This window comes from Brevundimonas sp., assembly GCF_035626975.1.
In the GTDB taxonomy this organism is placed as follows: Bacteria; Pseudomonadota; Alphaproteobacteria; order Caulobacterales; family Caulobacteraceae; genus Brevundimonas.
On sequence record NZ_DASPMQ010000054.1, the window covers coordinates 1 to 18,895 of the forward strand.

15 protein-coding genes and 1 tRNA gene are annotated in these 18,895 nt (G+C 69.9%); 11 read left to right on the forward strand and 5 right to left on the reverse strand.

What is annotated here, in order from left to right; translation table 11 throughout:
* On the reverse strand, positions 1 to 2,042 hold a 2,042-nt coding region (locus tag VEB62_RS13450), incomplete at its 3' end, for a TonB-dependent receptor domain-containing protein (protein ID WP_324800625.1).
* Between the two features lie 79 nt (positions 2,043 to 2,121).
* A complete protein-coding gene (locus VEB62_RS13455) occupies positions 2,122 to 3,627 on the reverse strand; it encodes a beta-helix domain-containing protein (protein ID WP_324800628.1) in 1,506 nt (501 codons plus the stop codon).
* Between the two features lie 282 nt (positions 3,628 to 3,909).
* Between VEB62_RS13455 and VEB62_RS13460 the strand changes: the two genes are divergently transcribed.
* The 3 genes from VEB62_RS13460 to VEB62_RS13470 all read left to right on the forward strand — a co-directional run bounded on the left by VEB62_RS13460 (position 3,910) and on the right by VEB62_RS13470 (position 7,365).
* Positions 3,910 to 4,680 (forward strand): prepilin peptidase, encoded by a 771-nt coding sequence (locus tag VEB62_RS13460; RefSeq protein ID WP_324800630.1) that lies wholly within the window; start codon positions 3,910 to 3,912, stop codon positions 4,678 to 4,680.
* 90 nt (positions 4,681 to 4,770) lie between these two features.
* Positions 4,771 to 5,142: a helix-turn-helix domain-containing protein gene (locus VEB62_RS13465; protein WP_324800633.1), complete on the forward strand. Its 372-nt coding sequence runs from the start codon at positions 4,771 to 4,773 to the stop codon at positions 5,140 to 5,142.
* A 123-nt stretch (positions 5,143 to 5,265) separates the two neighbouring features.
* Positions 5,266 to 7,365 (forward strand): TonB-dependent receptor plug domain-containing protein, encoded by a 2,100-nt coding sequence (locus VEB62_RS13470; RefSeq protein WP_324800636.1) that lies wholly within the window; start codon positions 5,266 to 5,268, stop codon positions 7,363 to 7,365.
* Positions 7,366 to 7,491: 126 nt separating this feature from the next.
* Here VEB62_RS13470 and VEB62_RS13475 read toward each other — a convergent pair whose 3' ends face one another.
* Positions 7,492 to 9,435 (reverse strand): peptide MFS transporter, encoded by a 1,944-nt coding sequence (locus tag VEB62_RS13475; protein WP_324800638.1) that lies wholly within the window; start codon positions 9,433 to 9,435, stop codon positions 7,492 to 7,494.
* A 263-nt stretch (positions 9,436 to 9,698) separates the two neighbouring features.
* Here VEB62_RS13475 and VEB62_RS13480 point away from each other — a divergent pair, with 263 nt between their 5' ends.
* The 5 genes from VEB62_RS13480 to VEB62_RS13500 all read left to right on the forward strand — a co-directional run bounded on the left by VEB62_RS13480 (position 9,699) and on the right by VEB62_RS13500 (position 13,487).
* Positions 9,699 to 10,763: an isoaspartyl peptidase/L-asparaginase family protein gene (locus tag VEB62_RS13480; RefSeq protein WP_324800858.1), complete on the forward strand. Its 1,065-nt coding sequence runs from the start codon at positions 9,699 to 9,701 to the stop codon at positions 10,761 to 10,763.
* Positions 10,760 to 11,239 (forward strand): methyltransferase family protein, encoded by a 480-nt coding sequence (locus VEB62_RS13485; protein ID WP_324800641.1) that lies wholly within the window; start codon positions 10,760 to 10,762, stop codon positions 11,237 to 11,239. The genes VEB62_RS13480 and VEB62_RS13485 overlap by 4 nt, the downstream gene beginning before the upstream one ends.
* On the forward strand, positions 11,230 to 11,502 hold the full coding sequence (locus tag VEB62_RS13490) for a hypothetical protein (protein ID WP_324800643.1): 273 nt from the start codon (positions 11,230 to 11,232) through the stop codon (positions 11,500 to 11,502). The genes VEB62_RS13485 and VEB62_RS13490 overlap by 10 nt, the downstream gene beginning before the upstream one ends.
* Before the next feature lie 226 nt (positions 11,503 to 11,728).
* Positions 11,729 to 12,433 carry a hypothetical protein gene (locus VEB62_RS13495; protein WP_324800646.1) on the forward strand — a complete coding sequence of 235 codons (705 nt, stop codon included), beginning with the start codon at positions 11,729 to 11,731 and terminating at the stop codon, positions 12,431 to 12,433.
* A gap of 46 nt (positions 12,434 to 12,479) precedes the next feature.
* The gene (locus VEB62_RS13500; protein WP_324800649.1) at positions 12,480 to 13,487 is read left to right on the forward strand and encodes a fumarylacetoacetate hydrolase family protein; all 1,008 of its coding nucleotides are present in this window, start codon (positions 12,480 to 12,482) and stop codon (positions 13,485 to 13,487) included.
* On the opposite strand, the gene VEB62_RS13505 is transcribed toward VEB62_RS13500, so the two are convergent.
* Positions 13,484 to 14,524 (reverse strand): S41 family peptidase, encoded by a 1,041-nt coding sequence (locus tag VEB62_RS13505; protein WP_324800651.1) that lies wholly within the window; start codon positions 14,522 to 14,524, stop codon positions 13,484 to 13,486. The genes VEB62_RS13500 and VEB62_RS13505 overlap by 4 nt on opposite strands.
* A gap of 219 nt (positions 14,525 to 14,743) precedes the next feature.
* Between VEB62_RS13505 and VEB62_RS13510 the strand changes: the two genes are divergently transcribed.
* Positions 14,744 to 14,828 (forward strand) — tRNA-Leu (locus VEB62_RS13510).
* Positions 14,829 to 14,840: 12 nt separating this feature from the next.
* On the opposite strand, the gene arsC is transcribed toward VEB62_RS13510, so the two are convergent.
* Complete coding sequence (gene arsC / locus VEB62_RS13515; protein WP_324800654.1) at positions 14,841 to 15,272, reverse strand: arsenate reductase (glutaredoxin); 432 nt, start codon at positions 15,270 to 15,272, stop codon at positions 14,841 to 14,843.
* 137 nt (positions 15,273 to 15,409) lie between these two features.
* Between arsC and VEB62_RS13520 the strand changes: the two genes are divergently transcribed.
* Entirely contained in the window at positions 15,410 to 16,669 is a 1,260-nt protein-coding gene (locus VEB62_RS13520) for a multidrug effflux MFS transporter (protein WP_324800657.1), read from the forward strand.
* Between the two features lie 65 nt (positions 16,670 to 16,734).
* Positions 16,735 to 18,684: a M1 family metallopeptidase gene (locus tag VEB62_RS13525; RefSeq protein WP_324800660.1), complete on the forward strand. Its 1,950-nt coding sequence runs from the start codon at positions 16,735 to 16,737 to the stop codon at positions 18,682 to 18,684.
* The last annotated feature ends 211 nt before the right edge of the window (positions 18,685 to 18,895 follow it).

The window sequence follows — 18,895 nt, forward strand, 5'->3', positions numbered from 1 at the left end:
TGCTGGCGCTGGTCGCCGGTCAGCACCACGACCGACTCCACCGGCTTGTCCAGATCCTTGTAGAAGACGCCGGCCGTCAGATACTGCTGCCGGGCGAAATACCACTCGTACCGGGCGTCGAGATTGAGGATTTCGGTGTCCACCAGGAACGGGTTGCCGGTGAATTCGCGGTCGCTTTCCGGATCGATGTAGGACTGGGGCGCCAGTTCGCGGAACTGGGGCCGGCCGATGGTTTGCGAGGCCCCCAGCCGGACCTGCTGATCCTCGGCGAAATTCCACGTCGCGGTGAAGGAGGGCAGGTAATACTGCTCCTCGATCTCCGTGGCCGGGAAGGTGGTCGACCCGCCGAACAGGTCGCGCGGCGTGACCGACTGCTGGCTGTCCTCGAAGCGGACGCCGAGCGTGGTGCGGACCAGCGGGATGATCTCGGCGTCGACCTGGGCGTAGACGGCGCCGACCTCGAGAGAGGCGTCATAGGCGCCGGCGCCGTTCGTGCCCGCGACCTGGCGCAGCTCGATCGTGGTCGGGTTGATGTTGAAGTCCGAGTAGAGGAAGTCGATCCGCGACTGGCGCTGCTCGTCGGTCAGGCCGCTGACCGCCGCCAATTGCAGGTCGTAGCGGGTCGCCTCGCGGCTGCTGTCGGTATACGCCACGCCGAGGCTGAACACGGCCTCCCGCGCGTCGGACAGCGGCAGGGCGTAGCTGACGTCCGCGCCGCCCGAGAGCACATCCTCGTCCAGCTCGCTGAACGAGATCAGGTTGGACGGGTTGTGAATGTAGTCGCCGTCGGCGTTCACCCCGTACTGAAAGCGGGATTCATAGGGCGCGTCCCGCGAGGTCCGGGCCCAGGCCGCGCGCCAGTCGAACTCCAGCGCGCCGTCCATGAAGAAATGCTCGCCGGCCAGCTGGCTGGAGAACAGCTGACGCACGAACCACTCGGTGTAGTCGTCGCGCAGAATGCCGCCGCCCACGCTGAGGTCCGGCCCGGCGCTGATGCGAGCTTCCTTGGTGGTGCTGCGGACATAGAGGTTGGTCCACTTCAGCTCATGGTCGGGATTGGTCAGTGACAGTCCCGCCAGCAGGTTCAGCTGGATGTCGTTCTGGTTCGACTCGAACGCCTTGCTCGTGACCGGAACGAGGACGTCACCCGAGAACTGGCCCTCCTCCTGGAAGCCGCGCCGGGTGCTCCAGGTGTTGCTGTAGCCGGCGACGCCGATCAGGCCGAGCGTCCCGAGGCTGCTGTCGCTGGAGAAACCGCCCGCCGCGTCGAAACCGAAATTCACCGGCGTCGTGTCGCGCTGCAGCAGGCGCAGCGGGGCGTTGACCAGCGCCTGGCCCATCACCTGCAGCTCGTCGGTCGAGAAATTCGCCCGGTTGATCTGCTGGCCCGACCCAAAGGCCAGGGCGATCGGTCCCGGCACGTCCCGCGTACCGTCGTCGAACCCGGTGAAGTCGGTGCGCGACCCGTAATAGATCAGGCCTTCCTCGTTGGTGGTCTCGCTGTTCGCCCCGATCGACGAGGACAGGGTGAAGAAGGGCTCGCTCGGAGCGTCGACGGTGCGCAGATCGATCACGCCGCCGCCGAACTCGCCCGGGAAGTTCGAGGAGTAGGTCTTCTGGACCGTCACGCTCTCAAGGATGCTCGCGGGAAACAGGTCCAGCGGCACAACGCGTTGCAGCGGTTCCGGGCTCGGCAGGGGGGAGCCGTTCAGCAAGGCCGACGAATAGCGCTCACCCAGGCCGCGAACATAGATGAACCGGCCTTCGACGATGGTCAGGCCGGTCACCCGTGTCAGGGCGGCGGCGGCGCTCGAATCGCCCGTCCGCTCCAGATCCTCCTGCGTCAGGAAGGCGGCGACCTCCGAGCTCTCGCGGTTCGGTTCGGGAATGTGCCGTCCCAGAACCACGATCTCGCCGAGTTGCGCGGCCTCGTCGGGCTCGGGTGTCACTTCGGGGGGTGTCTGGGCGAAAGCGACACCGGGCGCGATCAGCGCGCTGGTGGCCAGCAGGAGCCCGGTCAGGGTCAGGGAAGCGGTCTTCATGATCTGCGCCTTGGAGGAGTTCAACGGACGGAGCGAAAGCCGGCGGCGGCCCGGGTGAGCCGCCGCCGCGCGTCCGTGGTCAGCAGGTCGCGCCTGCCGTCAGGCCGCAGGTCCAGCCCTGCCACCAGGTGTCGGAGGCGTTCTGGACGGCGCCGATGTAGGTCGTGGCCGTGAAGAACGGATAGACCGCCGGGGCGTTGGCCACCGGGACCGCGGTCTCGTTGGCGCCGTTGATGAAGGTCAGCACCTGGTTGCTCAGGCTCGTCCCAGCCGGAGCGGTCAGGGTCGAGGTTCCGGCTGCGGTGTTGTTGGTCCCGGCGGTGAACACCGTCTGCGACCGCGCGGCGTTGGCCGGGCGATAGGAGATGCCGCACGACATGAACACCGAGGTGAAGGTCGGCATGCTGGTTTCGGTGTCTGCGTCGGCGATGGCCAGGCAGCCTGCGGTCGAGCCGGCCACGTTGGTGAAGACCGAGTTGATCACCGTGGCGTCCGTGCCCGTGTCGAAGTGAGCGACGGTGTGCGCGTCGGTCGGCGAGTTGCGGCCGACGAGGGTGAAGTTGGCGATCTTCGGCTGCGAGACGTAGCGCGAGGCCAGCGGCGTCGAGGCCGGAGCCGCCGAGAACTCGAAACCGGCGCTGCGGCTGGTCGCGTTGGGCGGGCGCTGCGTCACGATGCCGAACTGGGCGCCGCCGCGCCAGCCGGTGTCGGTGTCCAGCCCGTCGTCGTCGGCGCCGGTGATGACGAGGTGGCGCAGATTGACGTTGCCGCCGAAGATCTCGATGCCGTCATCCGAGCTGTTGTGGATCTGGACGTGATCGACCGTGGTGCCCGAGCCGACGCCGGCCATGGTCAGGCCCTGCAGCTCGTTTCCGGGCGCGATCTCGAAGCCCGAGTATTTGATCTGCACATACCGGATGCGGCCCGAGTTATCGGCCGGGCTGTTGCCGCCGTAGAAGGCGCTGGTGCCCTCGACGGTGCCGGTGCAGGTGACCGGCGCGGTCAGCTGGCAGTTGGCCTGCGGCGCGCGGCCGGCGATGACGAGACCGCCCCATTGACCTTGCGAGGTCTCGGTGGTGGTGCCCTCGATATTCTGGCGGCTGGTGAAGATGATCGGCTGGGTGGCGGTGCCTTCGGCGAAGATCTGCGAGCCGCGGTTGACGATCAGATAGTCCGAACCGCCCGACGCGAAGAGGCGGACACCGGGCTCGATGGTCAGGATGCCCTGGGCGCTGCCCGGGGTCGGCGAGGCGGCGTCGATGCCGCGATCGGTGCCGACTTCCGTGCGGCCGCTGATCGAATAGATGGTGCCGGCGCGCAGCGGCACGGTCAGGGCGCCGAGGATTTGCTGCGGCAGCTGGCAGACGCGCAGGGTGTTGGCCGCGACCAGGCCGACATTGGCGAAACCGGTCGGGCAATCCGCCGCCGGCGTCCCCGGGGGAGGGGTGACGGGTCCGCCGCCGCCGCCGCCGCCGCCGCCGAAATCGCCTTCGCCGGGCGAGGCGACCTCGGATGAACCGCAGGCGGCGAGGGTCAGGGCGCTGGCGGAAATCGCGAGCAGGGTTGTCAGTCGAAGGCCGGTCATCGTTTCCACCGTGTCTGGTCCAAAGGATCATTCGGCAAGAGACCGGACGCACCGCCCCGTCGACGACACCTCGCCCCTGCCCGGGGCCCTCGTAGAAGCCGGATGTGACACGGCGGACGCCGAACCGTGACGGTTGCGGCGCACCTCTGTGAACTTGTCTTGGCTGTTCGATGAAACACCCTCCCGGTACGGCGCGATCGTCACAATTCCCCGCTAGGTCGCGGTAGCGGGCGCGCCGGGATCCGCATAAGGCCGCCAACGGCCCACGCTCGGAGAGTGGCGATGACCTTCGACACGGCGGCCGCCCTGCTGGCCGCAACGCTCGCCGGGGCCGGGCTTCTGGCGGGCAGCTTTCTCGGCCTCGTCAGCCTGCGCCTCCCGGCGGGCGACCCGATCGTCGCCGGCCGCTCCCGCTGCGGTGGATGCGGACGGCCGCTCCCGCCCTGGCGCCTGATCCCGCTGCTGAGCTACCTCTTCTCGAGAGGCCGCTGCGCCGCCTGCGGAACGGCCATTCCCCTCCGCTATCCGCTGATGGAGTCCGCCTGCGCGGCCATCGGCGTCTGGGCCGCCCTCAGCCAGCCCTCGGCGGTCGCGGCGGTGATCACGGCCCTGCTGGGTTGGCAATTGTTGCTCATCGCCGTGGTGGACGCCGAGCATTTCTGGCTCCCCGACCCCCTGACGCTGCCCCTGCTGGTCACGGGCGTCGCGGCCGCCGCGATGCTGGACCGGTTGCCTCTCCCCGACGCGGTCGCCGGGGCGGCGGCGGGGTTCGGCGGTCTGTGGCTGCTCGCCCGCGGCTACCGCCGGGTCCGGGGGCGCGAGGGGCTGGGCGGCGGCGATCCTTTCCTGCTGGCCGCCGGCGGCGCCTGGGTGGGATGGATCGGCCTGCCCAGCGTCCTGCTCTGGGCCGCCCTCTCCGGCCTCAGCGTCATCGCCGCCCGTATCCTGACGGGGCGCGCGGTCTCGGGCGCGGACCGCCTGCCGTTCGGCGTCTTTCTGGCCGTCGGCGTCTGGCTGACCTGGCTTCTGGGCCCCCTGGGTCTGGCCCGTTGAGCGCCATCCGCCATCGGCAAAAGCTTCAGCGAAGAGACACAAATCTGCGTTGCAGGTGAGCTAGTTGCCAACACAGGGGCGCTGGCGACGATGACCACCAGGCGAAAATCCGATGGAGCAGCCGAGGCCCGGAACAACCGGTTGCTGGGGCAACGCCTCGCCCTGGCCCGTTCCGCCAAGGGGATGACGCTGGCGGACGTGGCCGCGATCGTCGGCGGCGGCCATCAGCTGATCCAGCGTTACGAGAGCGGAGAGATGGCGGTGCCTTTCGGCCGTCTGGTGCAGATCGCACAGGCGCTGGACATGCCGCTGAAGACCCTGATCGGCGACGCCTTCGATACGGGCGCGGATGAAGATCCGGATGGCCGCGTCGTCCTCCAGATCGCCCGAATCGCCGGTCGGCTCCCGCCGCCCAAGCGCGCGGTGCTGGTCGCCCTGGCGCGGGAACTGGGCCGGCCGTAGCCGCGGAGCGGGGGCGACACGCATCCGCCGCAAGCCTGTCCGCGAATTAATCCACCTGTCCGGCTTGTAACTGGAGCCGCCCCGGGCGCCGGGGCACGGTCCGCCCAATTGGGAGAGGGACCTATGACGAAAACCATCTGGCTGGCCACCGCCGCCCTGTCCGTGCTGGCCGTTCCGGCCATGGCCCAGACCACGCCGAACCAGTCGCCGAACCCCGACAGCGCCGCGCAGGCTCCGGTCCCGACCGGCCCGGCGCAGTCCGCGCCCGAAGTCGACGCCGCCCAGCAGGGCGTGCTGGTGTTCGAACCGGCCTTCTTCGCCGACTCCCGGCCCGACACGGCCCTCGACATGATCGCCCGGCTGCCCGGCTTTGGCCTCGACACCGGCGACACCGACACGCGCGGCTTCGCCGGCGCGGCCGGCAATGTGCTGATCGACGGCGACCGGCCCTCCTCCAAGAGCGACAGCCTCGACCAGGTCCTGCGCCGCATTTCCGCCGACAGCGTCGAGCGCATCGAACTGATCCGCGGCGGCGCGCCGGGCATCGACATGCAGGGCCGCTCGGTCATCGCCAACGTCGTCCTGCGCCGCACCGTCACCGTCGAGCGGGTGCTCGAGCTCAACACCTACATCTACCCGGATGGCTACGTCGGTCCGATCCTCGCCGGCCAGTTTTCCCGCCGCGAGGGCGACAATTCGATCGAGGGGTCGATCAGCGCCACCACCGACCGCACCGACGGCACCAGCGACGGCTTCCGCCGCCGCTACGACCCGTCCGGGACCCTGATCCAGGACGCCGACCTGGTGCTGTGGGATCGCATCCGCAACGTCCGCGCGACGGGGGCGATCCAGCGCCCGCTGGCCGGCGGCAAGCTGAAGGTCAACGGCCTGCTCGGCTGGTTCGGGAACGAGCGTTCGCAGGACGTGCTGATCCGCTCCGGCGCGGGCATCGACAGCTTCAGCAACGAGGAGTCGGATTCGATCAACAGCGAACTGGGCGTCAACTGGACCCGCGACCTGTCGCCCCGGATGGGCCTCGAACTGGTCGGCCTGCAGCGCTGGTCGACCGAAGACTATGTCGGCGTCTCCGAAAGCGGCCCCAACAGTTCGACCTTCACCTCCGACGCGACGTCGGGCGAATCGATCGGCCGCGCCGTGCTGCGCTTCCGCCCCAACGACCGCTGGGCCTTCGAGAGCGGCGGCGAGGTGGCCTACAACTTCCTCGACAGCGCCACGGCCTATGAGGAGAACGGCGTGGCCATTCCGCTGCCGTCGTCCTCGGTCAAGGTGGAGGAGCTGCGCGGCGAGGCGTTCGGCCAGGCCACCTGGCGGCCCGGTCCCACGCTGACCCTCGAGGGCGGCCTGCGGGTCGAGGTCTCGGAGATCAGCCAGTCCGGCGACAGCGACCTGACCAAGTCCTTCGTCTATCCCAAGCCGCGGGTGCAGCTGACCTGGACCCCATGGACCGGGCACCAGTTCCGCTTCCGCGCCGAGCGTCAGGTCGGCCAGCTGGACTTCGGCGACTTCGTCGCCTCGGCCGACATCGACATCGGCGAGGTCGAGGGCGGCAATCCGGATCTCGAACCCGAGAAGACCACCATCGTCGAGGCCGTCTACGAGCGCCGTTTCTGGGGCGAGGGCGTGCTGACCCTGACGGCCCAGCATGGCGAGGTCGAGGACGTCGTCGACATCATCCCCCTCACCGGCGGCTTCGACGGCGTCGGCAATATCGGCGACGGCTCGTTCGACCTGTTCGAGACCCGCCTGACCCTGCCGCTGGACAAGCTGGGCGTCCCGAACGCCCGGCTGCAGGCGCGAACCAGCTGGGTGCACACCGAGGTCACCGACCCGGTGACCGGCGAGACCCGCCGCTTCCAGGGCAACCAGGCCTTCGGCTGCGGCGTCAACTTCAACCACGACCTGCAGGGCGGGAAGTATTCCTACGGCTTCGAGCACGGCTGCAATGTCGACAAGGGGCGGCTCTTCCGCGTCCGCGAGGTCCGGGCCTTCTACAACGAGCCCTTCGTGACCCTGTACGGCCAGTGGAAGCCGTCCTCGAACACGACGATCCGCCTCGACGTCGGCAACGCCACCGACCGTGAGAGCGGCTACAACCGCGACATCTACGCCGGTCCGCGCGACGTCGCCCCGGTCGCCTTCCGCGAGGTTCGCCGCACCAAGATGAGCCCGTGGCTGTTCCTGCAGATCCGCAAGAGCTTCTGACCGCCGGGCAAGCCGGACGGCTCATGGCGCGCTCAACCAGGCCGAAGGCCGGGAAGGCCGGGAAGGCCGACAAAAAAGGGCGGAGCCGCGAGGCCCCGCCCTTTCCGATTCAGCCGGGCGCGAGGCCTAGCTGGGCGTGGTCGCTCCAGGCTTGGCGACGTTGCCGTCTTCGGTGCCGCGGTCCGTGACGCTCGGACCCGGGTGGTTGTCCGCATCGTTCACGCCGTTCGACCATTTGGCGATGAAGAAGCTCGCCACGATGAAGCCGACGCCGATGCCGACGCCCCACCAGCCCAGGGCGTTGAAGGACTCCAGCGAACTGTTGAGCGCCGCCGACGGATCCAGCACCTGGCCGCCGACCGTCTCGGTCCCGGCCGCGCCCGCGATGATGCCGCCGACGAAATGGGCGATCGAGCTGGCCATGAACCACACCGCCATCATGAAGGAGACGATGGACGGCACCGACAGTTTGGTGATCTCCGACAGGCCGACCGGGCTGAGGAACAGCTCGCCGGTGGTGTGCAGCATGTAGAGCAGCGCCAGAAGCACGATCGGGGTGCGGAAGGCGTCGTCGACCATGCCCGAGTTCACGCCCCAGACGATGACCAGGAAGCCGAGGCCCACCTGCATGATGCCCAGGCCGAACTTGATCACGGGGTTCGGGTCCATCTTGCGCTTGGCCAGGAACACCCACAGGGCGGCGAAGGCCGGCGCGAAGATCAGGATGAAGCCGGCGTTGAACGACTGGGTCTGGGCGGCGGTGATCGAGGTGTCGATCCAGCCCCACCAGTTGGTCGTGTCCATTCCGGCCGCGGCCACCTGCGCCGGCGACCCCATCGGCAGGCCGAGGAATGTGTAGGCCTGGGTGGTCAGGGACAGGTCGACGTTGCGGTCGGCGAACAGGTTCAGCGAGGTGCCGGCCTGTTCGAACAGGGTGAAGAAGATGACCGAGCCGAACACCAGCACCATGGCCAGCATCATCCGCTCGCGCGAAACCTTGTCGCACTTGAAGATGATGAACCAGATGACGAAGGCCAGGGCCGCGATGGTCGAGATGATCAGGCCGGTGCCCACCACATTGTGGTTGGGGACGATGAAGCACAGGGCGCCGACGCCGATGAAGGCGAGAATATAGATCAGCCACTCGCGGTTGATCGGGCCGAAGACCGGCTTCCTGATCAGTTCGGGATAGGGGCTTTCGCCCTTGCCCTGCAGCCACGGCTTGCCAAGCCAGAAGACGATCAGGCCGGCCAGCATGCCGACGCCCGCGAGGCCAAAGCCCCAGCCCCAGCCGAACCGCTGCCCCAGGATGCCGCACAGGACGGCGGCCCAGAAGGCCCCCAGGTTGATGCCGTAGTAGTAGAGGGTGAAGCCGGAATCCCGGCGCAGATCGCCCTGCGGATACAGCTGTCCCACCAGGGTCGAGATGTTCGGCTTCAGGAAGCCCACGCCCATGATGATCAGCGACAGGGCCAGATAGAAGACGTTTACCCCCAACGGGTCGCGGGCGGTCTCCAGCTCATAGCTCCCCTCGGCCAGGGTGGCCGGAACGGCGGAGCCGGCGGGCAGGTCGGCGATCGCCAGACCACCGCCCTCGGCGGGCCCGTAGTTATAGGCCTGTCCGCCCACCACGACCTGGGTGGTGCGGTTGTCGCCGCGGCCCTCGATCTGGACCTCATAGCTTGAGCCGCCATAGGTCAGGGTCTGGGTCGCGGGGCTGCCCTCGAACGCCATCAGGCCGTGACCGGCGACCAGCAGGATCGCGCCGAACATGATCGCCTTGCGCGTACCGATGTAGCGGTCCGCCACGATCCCCCCGATCAGCGGCAGCAGGTAAACCAGCGAGGCGTACGACCCGTACTGCCCGGACGAGAAGCCGTCATCGAACAGGAAATGCTGGGTCAGATAGAAGATCAGCAGGCCGCGCATGCCGTAGAACGAGAAGCGCTCCCACATTTCCGCGAAGAAGCAGACCAGCAGCCCTTTCGGGTGGGTCTTGAGGATTTGAAGAAGTACGGGAATGCCCGTGACGAGGGTGATTATCACCCCCAGCAAGATGACTATGTTCATGCCAAGCCTTTGATTGCAGGGACGCACCGCCCTCGATTATGGCGCGCGAAAACGCGCACCCCGCCTCCCCTGACGAGGCGGCGATAGGACCACCGGGCGGCGGGCTTTACAAGCCGTAACCGATCGTGAGCGGCTCCGGACGAAACCGTGAAGGCCTTCCCTCGACCCCGCCGCATCGCCGCCCGGTTCTCCCGCGAGGCGTCGCGCCGCCCCTCCTGCGGTCAGGCCTTGAGTTGAGGCGGCGCTTGGCCGACCCTGCGGCCATGATCCTGACCCGCCTTCTCCCCTTCGCCGCCGCCCTCGCCCTGATCGCGGGGCCCGCCGCCGCCCAGGCCCCCGCCGGCTGGTCCTTCGCCATCCACGGCGGGGCGGGCGTGATCGAGCGCGACAGCCTGACGCCCGAACAGGACGCCGCCTACCGCGCCGCCCTCAAGCGCGCCCTCGACGCCGGCTCGGCCATCCTCGCCGAGGGCGGATCGGCCCTCGACGCCGTCCAGGCCGCGATCCAGATCATGGAGGACGATCCGCTGTTCAACGCCGGCCGCGGCGCCGTCTTCACCGCCGCCGGGCGGAACGAGCTCGACTCGGCGATCATGAACGGCGCCGACCGCACCGCCGGCGCCGTGGCCGGCCTGACCACCACCCGCCATCCCATCGCCGCCGCCCGCGCCGTGATGGAGCAGTCGCCGCACGTCATGCTGATCGGCCCGGGCGCCGACGCCTTCGCCGCCTCGGTCGGGCTGGAGCAGGTCGACCCGTCCTTCTTCTTCACCGAACGCCGCTGGCAGGGGCTGGAGCGGGCCCTGCGCGACCAGAACCAGCCGATCCCCGCGCGCCCCGCCGGCGCCCCCGGCCCGCAGGCGGCCAACGGTCTGCCGCAGCCGCCGCTGAACGAGCGCAAATTCGGCACGGTCGGCGCGGTCGCCCTCGACAGCCAGGGCCGCCTCGCGGCCGGCACCTCGACCGGCGGCATGACCGCCAAGCGCTGGGGCCGGGTCGGCGACGTGCCCGTGATCGGGGCCGGCACCTACGCCTCCAACGCCGACGGCTGCGCCGTCTCGGCCACCGGTTCGGGCGAGTATTTCATCCGCGCCACCGTCGCCCGCGACATTTGCCACCGCACTGCGGCCGGCGCCGACGTCCAGACCGCCGCCGAGGCCGAGATCGCCGATGTCGGCTCGATCGGCGGTGACGGCGGAGTCATCGTCATGGGTCTCGACGGCGCGCCCGCCTTCGCCCTGAACACCTCCGGCATGTACCGCGGCGCCGTCTCGTCGAGCGCGCCCGCGCGGGTGGCCATCTACGGTGACGAGGAACTGCGGCCGTGAGCGATACGCCCCGCGACAATCCCGGCGTCATCGCCCCGCCGCCGCTGATCTATCTCGGCTTCCTGCTCGCCGGCTGGCTTCTGTCGAAGGCGCTGGGCGGTCCGGATGAACTGGGGCTGGAGCCGCAGATCCGGCGCGTCGCCGCCTTCGTCCTGATCGTCGGCGGCCTGGTCCTCGAGGGGTCCGCCGCCAACCAGTTCCGCCGTCTCGGCACGCGGGTGGAGCCGTGGAAGCCGACCACCGCCCTGACGACCGACGGCCTCTACCGCGTCAGCCGCAACCCGATCTACGTCGGCTTCACCCTGATGTACCTCGGCTTCGCGGTGGCCATGGACAGCCTGATCGCCCTGGCCTTCATCCTGCCCTGCCTCGTCGTCGTCGACCGTTTCGTCGTGCAGCGCGAGGAGCGCTATCTGTCCGGCAAGTTCGGCGCCGAGTACGACGCCTACCGGGCCCGGGTGCGCCGATGGCTGTAGCCCCCGACCCGCGCGACGAACTGTCCCTGATGGCCATGGAGGAGCTGGACGCCGCCTGCGCCCTGGCCTGGCCCGAGATCAAGGCCATCACCCCCTGGGGCGACAGCTTCACCGGCTTCGCTCCGTCCGGCCGCGAGGTCGAGATCGAGCGCCGCTACCTGTGGGCCCACGAGCCCGAGGGCGCCGTCTCGGTCGAGATCGAGGTGCGCGACGTCGGGGCCCGCACCGGGGCCGAGGCCAAGGCGCTGATCACGCCCGACTAGAGCGAAATCGGTTCCGATGGACGCAGTCCGTCGGGGCTCAGATTTCGCTCCACATTGAAACTGGACCATTTTTTGGATTCAGGTCGATTCGACCTGAAACAAAAATGGTCTGGGCGCTCGCCCCTCGCGCGAATCCACTGTGAGGTTAACCTTTCCCGTTGCCAAGCGGAGCCTTCGGAGCAAGATGCGCCGTCCGCGAACGGCGGTCGTTCCAGCGGGGAGCAGCATGTCCTACGGCGCCGACTTCGCCACCGCCGATCCGGCCAATGCGCCGCTGGACGCGCCCCTTCTCATCGGCGCGGACCCGTTGGTCTGGGGCGCGATCCTGCTGGCGCTGCTGGTCGCGGCGATGATCGGCTGGCTGATGGGCAGCGGCGCGCGGTCGAAACGCGGGGACGCCGCCGGCGCCATCTGGGAGGCCATCGATGAGGCCGCCAAGGCCGCCATGAAGGCCGACACCGACACCCTGCCGGCCCAGGCCGCGGACCTTCATCGCGTCCTGCGCGCCCGCCTCGGCCGGACGCTGGACTTCGGCGGCGAACTGACCGGCTGCGTCGACGCCCTCGCCCTCGCCCTCAAGGGCGATCTGGAGGACAAGGCCGATCACGGCGGCCATGACCACGCCCCGGAGAAGCATGAGCCGGAGGCGGACCACGAAGCCGCCGCCCCGGCCTCTCCCGCGGCCGCCAACGTGACCATCTCGATTCACCCGCCGACGCCCGGCCGCCCGCCGCACCCCTCGCCGAAACCCGGCAAGCGGCCGATGACCCTGCGGGAGCGCAACGCCGCCCTGCGTCTCGCCGTCGCCGCCTTCAACGACTACTGGCGCCATCGCGCCGCGCGGGTGAGTGAAATGGACGGCGTCGTCGCCGAACTGTCGGACCCCGGCCCGCGCCGGCCCAGCCTCAGCCACGGCGGCGGCCATCACTGACACGCAGCCTGTTCCCCCCGGCCGGGAAACCGCCTAAGCCTGAGGCATGAAACTCGCCTCACTGAAGCACGGCCGTGACGGTCGCCTCGTCCTCGTCTCCAGCGACCTCGCCTGGTTCACCGACGCCTTCCTGATCGCCCCGACCCTGCAGGCGGCGCTTGACGACTGGGAGCGGGTCGAGCCCGATCTCCGGGCGCTGGCCGAAAGCCTCGAGCACGGCGGCGTGCCGCGCGGCCGCTTCCACGAGCGCGAGGCCGCCTCGCCCCTGCCCCGCGCCTACCAGTGGGCCGACGGCTCGGCCTATGTGAACCACGTCGCCCTGGTCCGTCAGGCCCGCGGGGCCGAGATGCCCGAAAGCTTCTGGACCGATCCGCTGATGTATCAGGGCGGCTCCGACGGCTTCCTCGCCCCGCGCGATCCCATCCCGCTCGCCGACGAGAGCTGGGGCTGCGACCTCGAGGCCGAGGTCGTCGTGGTCACCGGCGACGTGCCGCAGGGCGTGTCGCGCGAGGAGGCCCTGTCGCACGTCCGCCTCGTCGGCCTGGTCAACGACGTGTCGCTGCGCAACCTGATCCCGGCCGAACTGGCCAAGGGCTTCGGCTTCGTCCAGTCCAAGCCGGCCTCGGCCCTGTCGCCCGTCTTCGTCACCCCGGACTCGCTCGGCGACCGCTGGGCCGACGGCAAGCTGAAGGGCGAACTCGCCGTCCAGCTCAACGGCCGGGATTTCGGCAAGGCCGACGCCGGCGTCGACATGACCTTCGACTTCGGAACCCTGATCGCCCACCTCGCGAAGACGCGAAACCTGTGCGCCGGGACGATCATCGGCTCGGGCACGGTCTCAAACCGCGACGCCGACGGCGGCCCCGGCAAGCCGGTCAGCGAGGGCGGCCTCGGCTACTCCTGCATCGCCGAGGTCCGCACCGTCGAGACCATCCTCCACGGCAAGCCGGAGACCGCGTTCCTCAAGCACGGCGACACCGTCCGCATCGAGATGCTGGACGACCATCACCACTCCATCTTCGGCGCCATCGAACAGACGGTGGCGACGGCCTAGCCGATCCGCCGCAAGGCCTCCTCCAGCGCCCGGTCCGCCGGCGCGGCCACGTCCGGCCGAACCCCCACGCCTTCCCAGTTCGCGCCTGTCGCCGGGTGCCGCGCCTCGCCGATCGGCATGACCACGCTGAACCACGGCCCCAGGTCCATCAGGATCGAGGGGTTGGCCCCGCCGCCGGTGACCTCGCCGACCACGGTCGCCCGCCCCGTCGCCTGCAGGCCGTAGGCTGCCGCCTCCGCCGCCGAGAAGCTGCCGCCCGAGGTCAGCACATAGACCGGCTGGTCCGGAAACGCCGGCGCCGCCACCGCGTCCGCATACCGTTCCTGCACGTCGCGCGTGCCGTCCTGCACGCAGCCCTCGGGATCCGCCGGATCGGGCGCGCAGCGGCGCATCTGGATGTCCTCCAGCCGCATCGGCTCGCCCGCCAGATGGCCCATCAGCCGCCTCAGCGCCGCCTCGCCGCCGCCCCCGTTGTTGCGCAGGTCGAGGATCAGGGCCCGCGACCCGGCCAGTTTCGCCAGCGCCGCGTCGATGGCCGCGCCCGCGTCCGGGTGGCCGCTGAAATAGGCCAGGTCCAGATAGCCGACCCCGCCGTCCAGCACCCGGGCCTCGCGCACGCCGAAGCCGTTCGTCGCCTCCTGCGCCGACATCTGCTCCATCGTCGGCGGCGGGCCCCCGGCGATGACGTCGTCGCGGCTGCGCGGCTCGATCCACACCTGCAGATGCCGGTCGCCCGAGACCGCCAGCAGGTCGGCGTTGATCGCCTGCCGGAACGCTTCCGGATCGGTCAGCTCCAGATAGGCCTCGCGCCGCGCCGCCAGCCGCGCCCGGATCGCCGGCGTGCGCTCGTGCATCACATAGTGGGCCAGCCGCCGGTCCAGCGTGTCCAGCGCCCTGGCCCGGTGCGCCCCGGTGATCGCCGCGTGCGGGCTCGCGGCCCCGTTGGCCGCCGCCTCCTGGGCCAGCACCGCCGCCGGTCCCTGGCAGGACAGCACCACCGCGCCGAGGGCGGCCGTCATCACATGTCTCAGCGTCATCGTCGTCTCCTTGCCCGATCAGGAGGCGGCGACGGCGCGCAGCGGATGCGCCGCGCGGATTAAGCTTTCGACAGGTTCGCGCCCCTCATGCGGCGGCGCTCCGCCGAACCGGCGCCGACCGTGGCGGGTCGGATTCCGCACCGTCTACCGGATGCGCTGAACCGGACCCGCTTGTCGTCCGCGCCCGGACTCGCTAGGGCAAGGGCCGCCGACGACCCTGCGGGCGTGGTGGAATTGGTAGACGCGCCGGACTCAAAATCCGGTTCCGAAAGGAGTGTCGGTTCGAGCCCGACCGCCCGCACCAACTGTTGTCGGCCTACCGCGCGGTCGCGCTGCTTGAGGCCGGGACGACGACCTCCCCGTCTTCCTTGACGAAACGCTCCGGCGTCCGCTCCAGCAGGTCGAACACCCGCTCCGACGGCCGGCACAGGGCCGCGCCCTTCGGCGTCTTCACGATCGGGCGGTTCACCAGGATCGGATGTTCGGCCATGGCGGCGAGCAGGACCTCGTCGCTGACCCCCGCCTCCAGCAGCCCCAGCGCGGCCGCCGGCGTGTCCTTCTCGCGCAGCGCCTCGCGCGGGCTCAGCCCCGCCTCCTCGAACAGCGCCCGCAGCTGGTCGGCGTCCCAGCCGGTCTTCAGATATTCGACCACCTCGGGCCGGTATCCGGCCGCCTCGACCATGGCCAGCACATTGCGCGAGGTGCCGCAGGCGGGGTTGTGAAACACGGTGACGGGAAAGTCGGTCATGGGGGTCTCCTCGGCCGGGGCCTGGCGTCCGGCCCCGCGAAAACACCGGGCGCCGCCGGGCTCACTTCACGTTTCGCCGCCGCTATTTCAAGCCCCGCCGGTTGCGCCCGGCCGTTCGCGTTCGCATCTGGGCCCGGATGACCGCCCCCGTCGCAGACCGCCCCGCGCCCGCCGTCAAGGGACCCGGCTTCCCCGAGTTCGTCGCCCTGATCGCCATGATGATGGCGCTCAACGCCCTGGCCATCGACGCCATGCTGCCGGCCCTGCCAGCCATCGGCGACGCCCTGAACGTGGTGGCCGAGAACAGCCGCCAGTGGGTCATCACCGCCTATCTGCTCGGTTTCGGCGTGGCCCAGATCGTCTACGGCCCGCTGGCCGACCGCTACGGCCGCAAGCCCATCCTGATGATCGGCCTGTCGCTCTATGTGCTGTTCAGCGTGCTGGCCGCCTTCGCCCCCAGTTTCGAGCTGCTGATCGCCGCCCGCGTCGGCACCGGCCTCGGCGCCGCCGCGCTCAGGGTCCTGGCCGTCTCCATCGTGCGCGACCGCTACAGCGGCCGGACCATGGCGCGGGTCATGTCGCTCAGCTTCCTGGTCTTCCTCGGCATTCCCATCATCGCCCCGACCCTTGGCCAGCTGATCCTGACCGTCGCCCCGTGGCCGTGGATCTTCGGCGTGCTGGCGCTGGCCGGCGGCTCCTTCATGCTGTGGGCCGCCATCCGCCTGCCCGAGACCCTGCATCCGGAGAACCGCATGCCGATCCGGATCGGCCGCATCGCCGGCGCCTTCCGTGAGGCCGTCACCAACCGCCAGTCGATCGGCTACACCCTGGCCATGACCGCCATCACCGGCGCCCTGTTCGGCTTCATCAACTCCAGCCAGCAGATCTTCTTCGACGTGTTCGAGGCGCCGGAGCTGTTCACCACCGTCTTCGCCATGGTCGCCGGCGGCATCGCCGTGGCGTCGCTGCTCAACGCCCGCCTGGTCGAAAAGCTCGGCTCGCGGCTGATCTCCCACGCCGCCCTGCTCGGCTTCATCACCATGGCCGCCATCCATTCGGCCGTGACCCTGGCCGGCCATGAGACCATCTGGACCTTCGCCGTCCTGCAGGGCCTGACCATGTTCTGCTTCGGCCTGATCGCCGGCAATTTCGGCTCGATGGCCATGGAGCCGATGGGCCATATCGCCGGCACCGCCTCCTCGGCCCAGGGCTTCATCTCGACCACCTTCGGCTCCCTGCTCGGCTTCCTGATCGGCCAGCAGTTCAACGGTTCGGTGGCCCCGATGGCGCTCGGCTTCACCGCCCTGGGCCTGACGGCCCTCGGCTTCGTGCTGGTCGCCGAGCGCGGCCGCCTGTTCAAGGCGCGCCATCTGGCCCCGGTCCCCGCGGGCGGCTGATCCGGGGGCTTGATCTTTCCGGCCTTCCGGGGCGTTCTCCGCGCACACTCGCAAAGGACGCCCCGATGATCCGCAAGATCGGCCTCGTATCCGCCCTCGCCCTGACCACCGCCCTGGGAGGCTGCGCCGCCATGACCGCTACCGGCTCCGAGACGCTCATCCCCCCTCACCCGGTGCCCGCGATCGCGCCGGTCGACTACGTCCGCGACATCCATTCCTACGCCCTGCCCGGGATCGCCCGCGTCACCCATGTCGCCCTCGACCTCGCCGCCGACTTCGCGGCGATGACCCTGTCGGGCACGGCCGCCCTCGACGTCACCGCCGAGCCGGGCGCCAACGAGATCGTCCTCGACGTCCGCAACCTCGACATCCAGGACGTCCGCGACGCCGCCGGAAACCCGCTGCAGTTCGAGACCGGCCCCGACGACCCCATTCTCGGCCAGCCGCTGACCATCCGCTTTCCCGCCTTCGCCCCGGGCGAGCGGCGCCGCATCGTCGTCCGCTATTCCACCCGTCCCGACGCCGCCGCCCTGCAGTGGCTGACCCCGGCCCAGACCGCCGGCGGCCAGAAACCCTTTCTGTTCAGCCAGGGTCAGGCCATCCTGACCCGCACCTGGGTCCCCACCCAGGACAGCCCCGGCATCCGCCAGACCTGGGACGCGCGCATCACCGCCCCCTCCGACCTCAGGGTGGCGATGAGCGCCGAGGCCCTCGGCGGCGGCGAACCGGCCGGCCCCGGCCAGACCGCCTGGCGCTTCCGCATGACCAATCCGGTGCCGCCCTATCTGATCGCCCTGGGCGTCGGCGATCTCGCCTTCCAGGCCATCGACGAGCGCACCGGCGTCTGGACCGAGCCCTCGATGCTCCGCGCCGCGCATGACGAGCTGGTTCCCACCGCCGAAATGGTCGACGTGGCCGAGCGGCTCTACGGCCCCTACCGCTGGGGCCGCTACGACATCCTCGTCCTGCCGCCGTCCTTCCCGTTCGGCGGCATGGAGAACCCGCGCCTGACCTTCGCCACCCCGACCATCATCGCCGGCGACCGCTCGCTGGTCTCGCTGGTGGCGCACGAGCTGGCGCACAGCTGGTCCGGCAACCTCGTCACCAACGCCACCTGGTCCGACTTCTGGCTCAACGAGGGCTTCACCGTCTATTTCGAGAACCGGATCATGGAGCAGCTGTACGGCCGCGAGCGCGCCCTGATGCTCCAGTCGCTCGGCTGGGGCGACTTGCAGTCAACCCTCGCCGACCTGCCCGCCGCGGACACGAAGCTGAAGATCGACCTGGCCGGACGCGACCCGGACGAGGGCCTGACCGACGTCGCCTACGAGAAGGGCGCCGCCTTCCTGCGCACCATCGAGCGCATCGTCGGCCGCGAACGGTTCGACGCCTGGCTCAAGGGCTATTTCGACCGCAACGCCTTCCGGCCGATGACCACCGAACGCTTCCTCGAGGACATCCGCGCCCATCTGGTCACCACGCCGGAGCTGGAGCGGCAGCTGATGATGGACGCGTGGATCTACCAGCCGGGCATGCCGTCCAACTGGGTCCCGCCGGTGTCGGACGCCTTCGTCCCGGTCGACGCCGCCGCCCGCGCCTTCTTCGCCGACAAGGGCCCGGCCTCGGCCATCCCGTGGTCCGGCTGGTCGACCCAGGAACGCCAGCGCTTCCTCGCCTGGCGTCCGGACGGCCTGCGCCCCGGCGCCGACTGGCTCACCGCCGCCCAACTGGCCGACCTCGAGGCCACGCTGAACCTGCGCCAGGAAGGCAACGCCGAGGTGGTGTTCTCGTGGCTGCAGATCGCGGTGGCGCACCGCTACCAGCCCGCCGTGCCGACGCTGGAGAAATTCCTGACCACCATGGGCCGGCGCAAATTCGTCCTGCCGCTGTTCACCAGCCTGTGGGCCGAAGGCGACTGGGGCCGTCCCATCGCCACCCGCATCTACGCCCGCGCCCGCCCGGGGTATCACCCGGTCACCACCAACTCGGTGGATGCGGTGGTGGGCCGGCCCTGAGTCTCGTCTCCTCCCCGTTCGCCCTTCGCGAATGGGGAGGGGGACCGCGAAGCGGTGGAGGGGTGGAGGCCCATCGCATGCGATGGGCCGACGGGCACGTTGCATGCGATGGGCCGACGGGCACGTTGCATGCGATCCGACGAGGAAGCCGCGCCGCCGCCTATCCGTCTCGCCGGCTGCGCCGTCGATCCACCTCCCCATCGCTTCGCAA

Coding starts and splice junctions, on each gene's coding strand:
- VEB62_RS13500 (WP_324800649.1), top strand. CDS start 12,480: ATGAAACTCGCCTCACTGAAGCACGGCCGTGACGGTCGCCTCGTCCTC.
- VEB62_RS13525 (WP_324800660.1), top strand. CDS start 16,735: ATGATCCGCAAGATCGGCCTCGTATCCGCCCTCGCCCTGACCACCGCC.
- VEB62_RS13480 (WP_324800858.1), top strand. CDS start 9,699: ATGATCCTGACCCGCCTTCTCCCCTTCGCCGCCGCCCTCGCCCTGATC.
- VEB62_RS13495 (WP_324800646.1), top strand. CDS start 11,729: ATGTCCTACGGCGCCGACTTCGCCACCGCCGATCCGGCCAATGCGCCG.
- VEB62_RS13505 (WP_324800651.1), bottom strand. CDS start 14,524: ATGACGCTGAGACATGTGATGACGGCCGCCCTCGGCGCGGTGGTGCTG.
- VEB62_RS13520 (WP_324800657.1), top strand. CDS start 15,410: ATGACCGCCCCCGTCGCAGACCGCCCCGCGCCCGCCGTCAAGGGACCC.
- VEB62_RS13470 (WP_324800636.1), top strand. CDS start 5,266: ATGACGAAAACCATCTGGCTGGCCACCGCCGCCCTGTCCGTGCTGGCC.
- VEB62_RS13475 (WP_324800638.1), bottom strand. CDS start 9,435: ATGAACATAGTCATCTTGCTGGGGGTGATAATCACCCTCGTCACGGGC.
- VEB62_RS13460 (WP_324800630.1), top strand. CDS start 3,910: ATGACCTTCGACACGGCGGCCGCCCTGCTGGCCGCAACGCTCGCCGGG.
- arsC (WP_324800654.1), bottom strand. CDS start 15,272: ATGACCGACTTTCCCGTCACCGTGTTTCACAACCCCGCCTGCGGCACC.
- VEB62_RS13490 (WP_324800643.1), top strand. CDS start 11,230: ATGGCTGTAGCCCCCGACCCGCGCGACGAACTGTCCCTGATGGCCATG.
- VEB62_RS13455 (WP_324800628.1), bottom strand. CDS start 3,627: ATGACCGGCCTTCGACTGACAACCCTGCTCGCGATTTCCGCCAGCGCC.
- VEB62_RS13465 (WP_324800633.1), top strand. CDS start 4,771: ATGACCACCAGGCGAAAATCCGATGGAGCAGCCGAGGCCCGGAACAAC.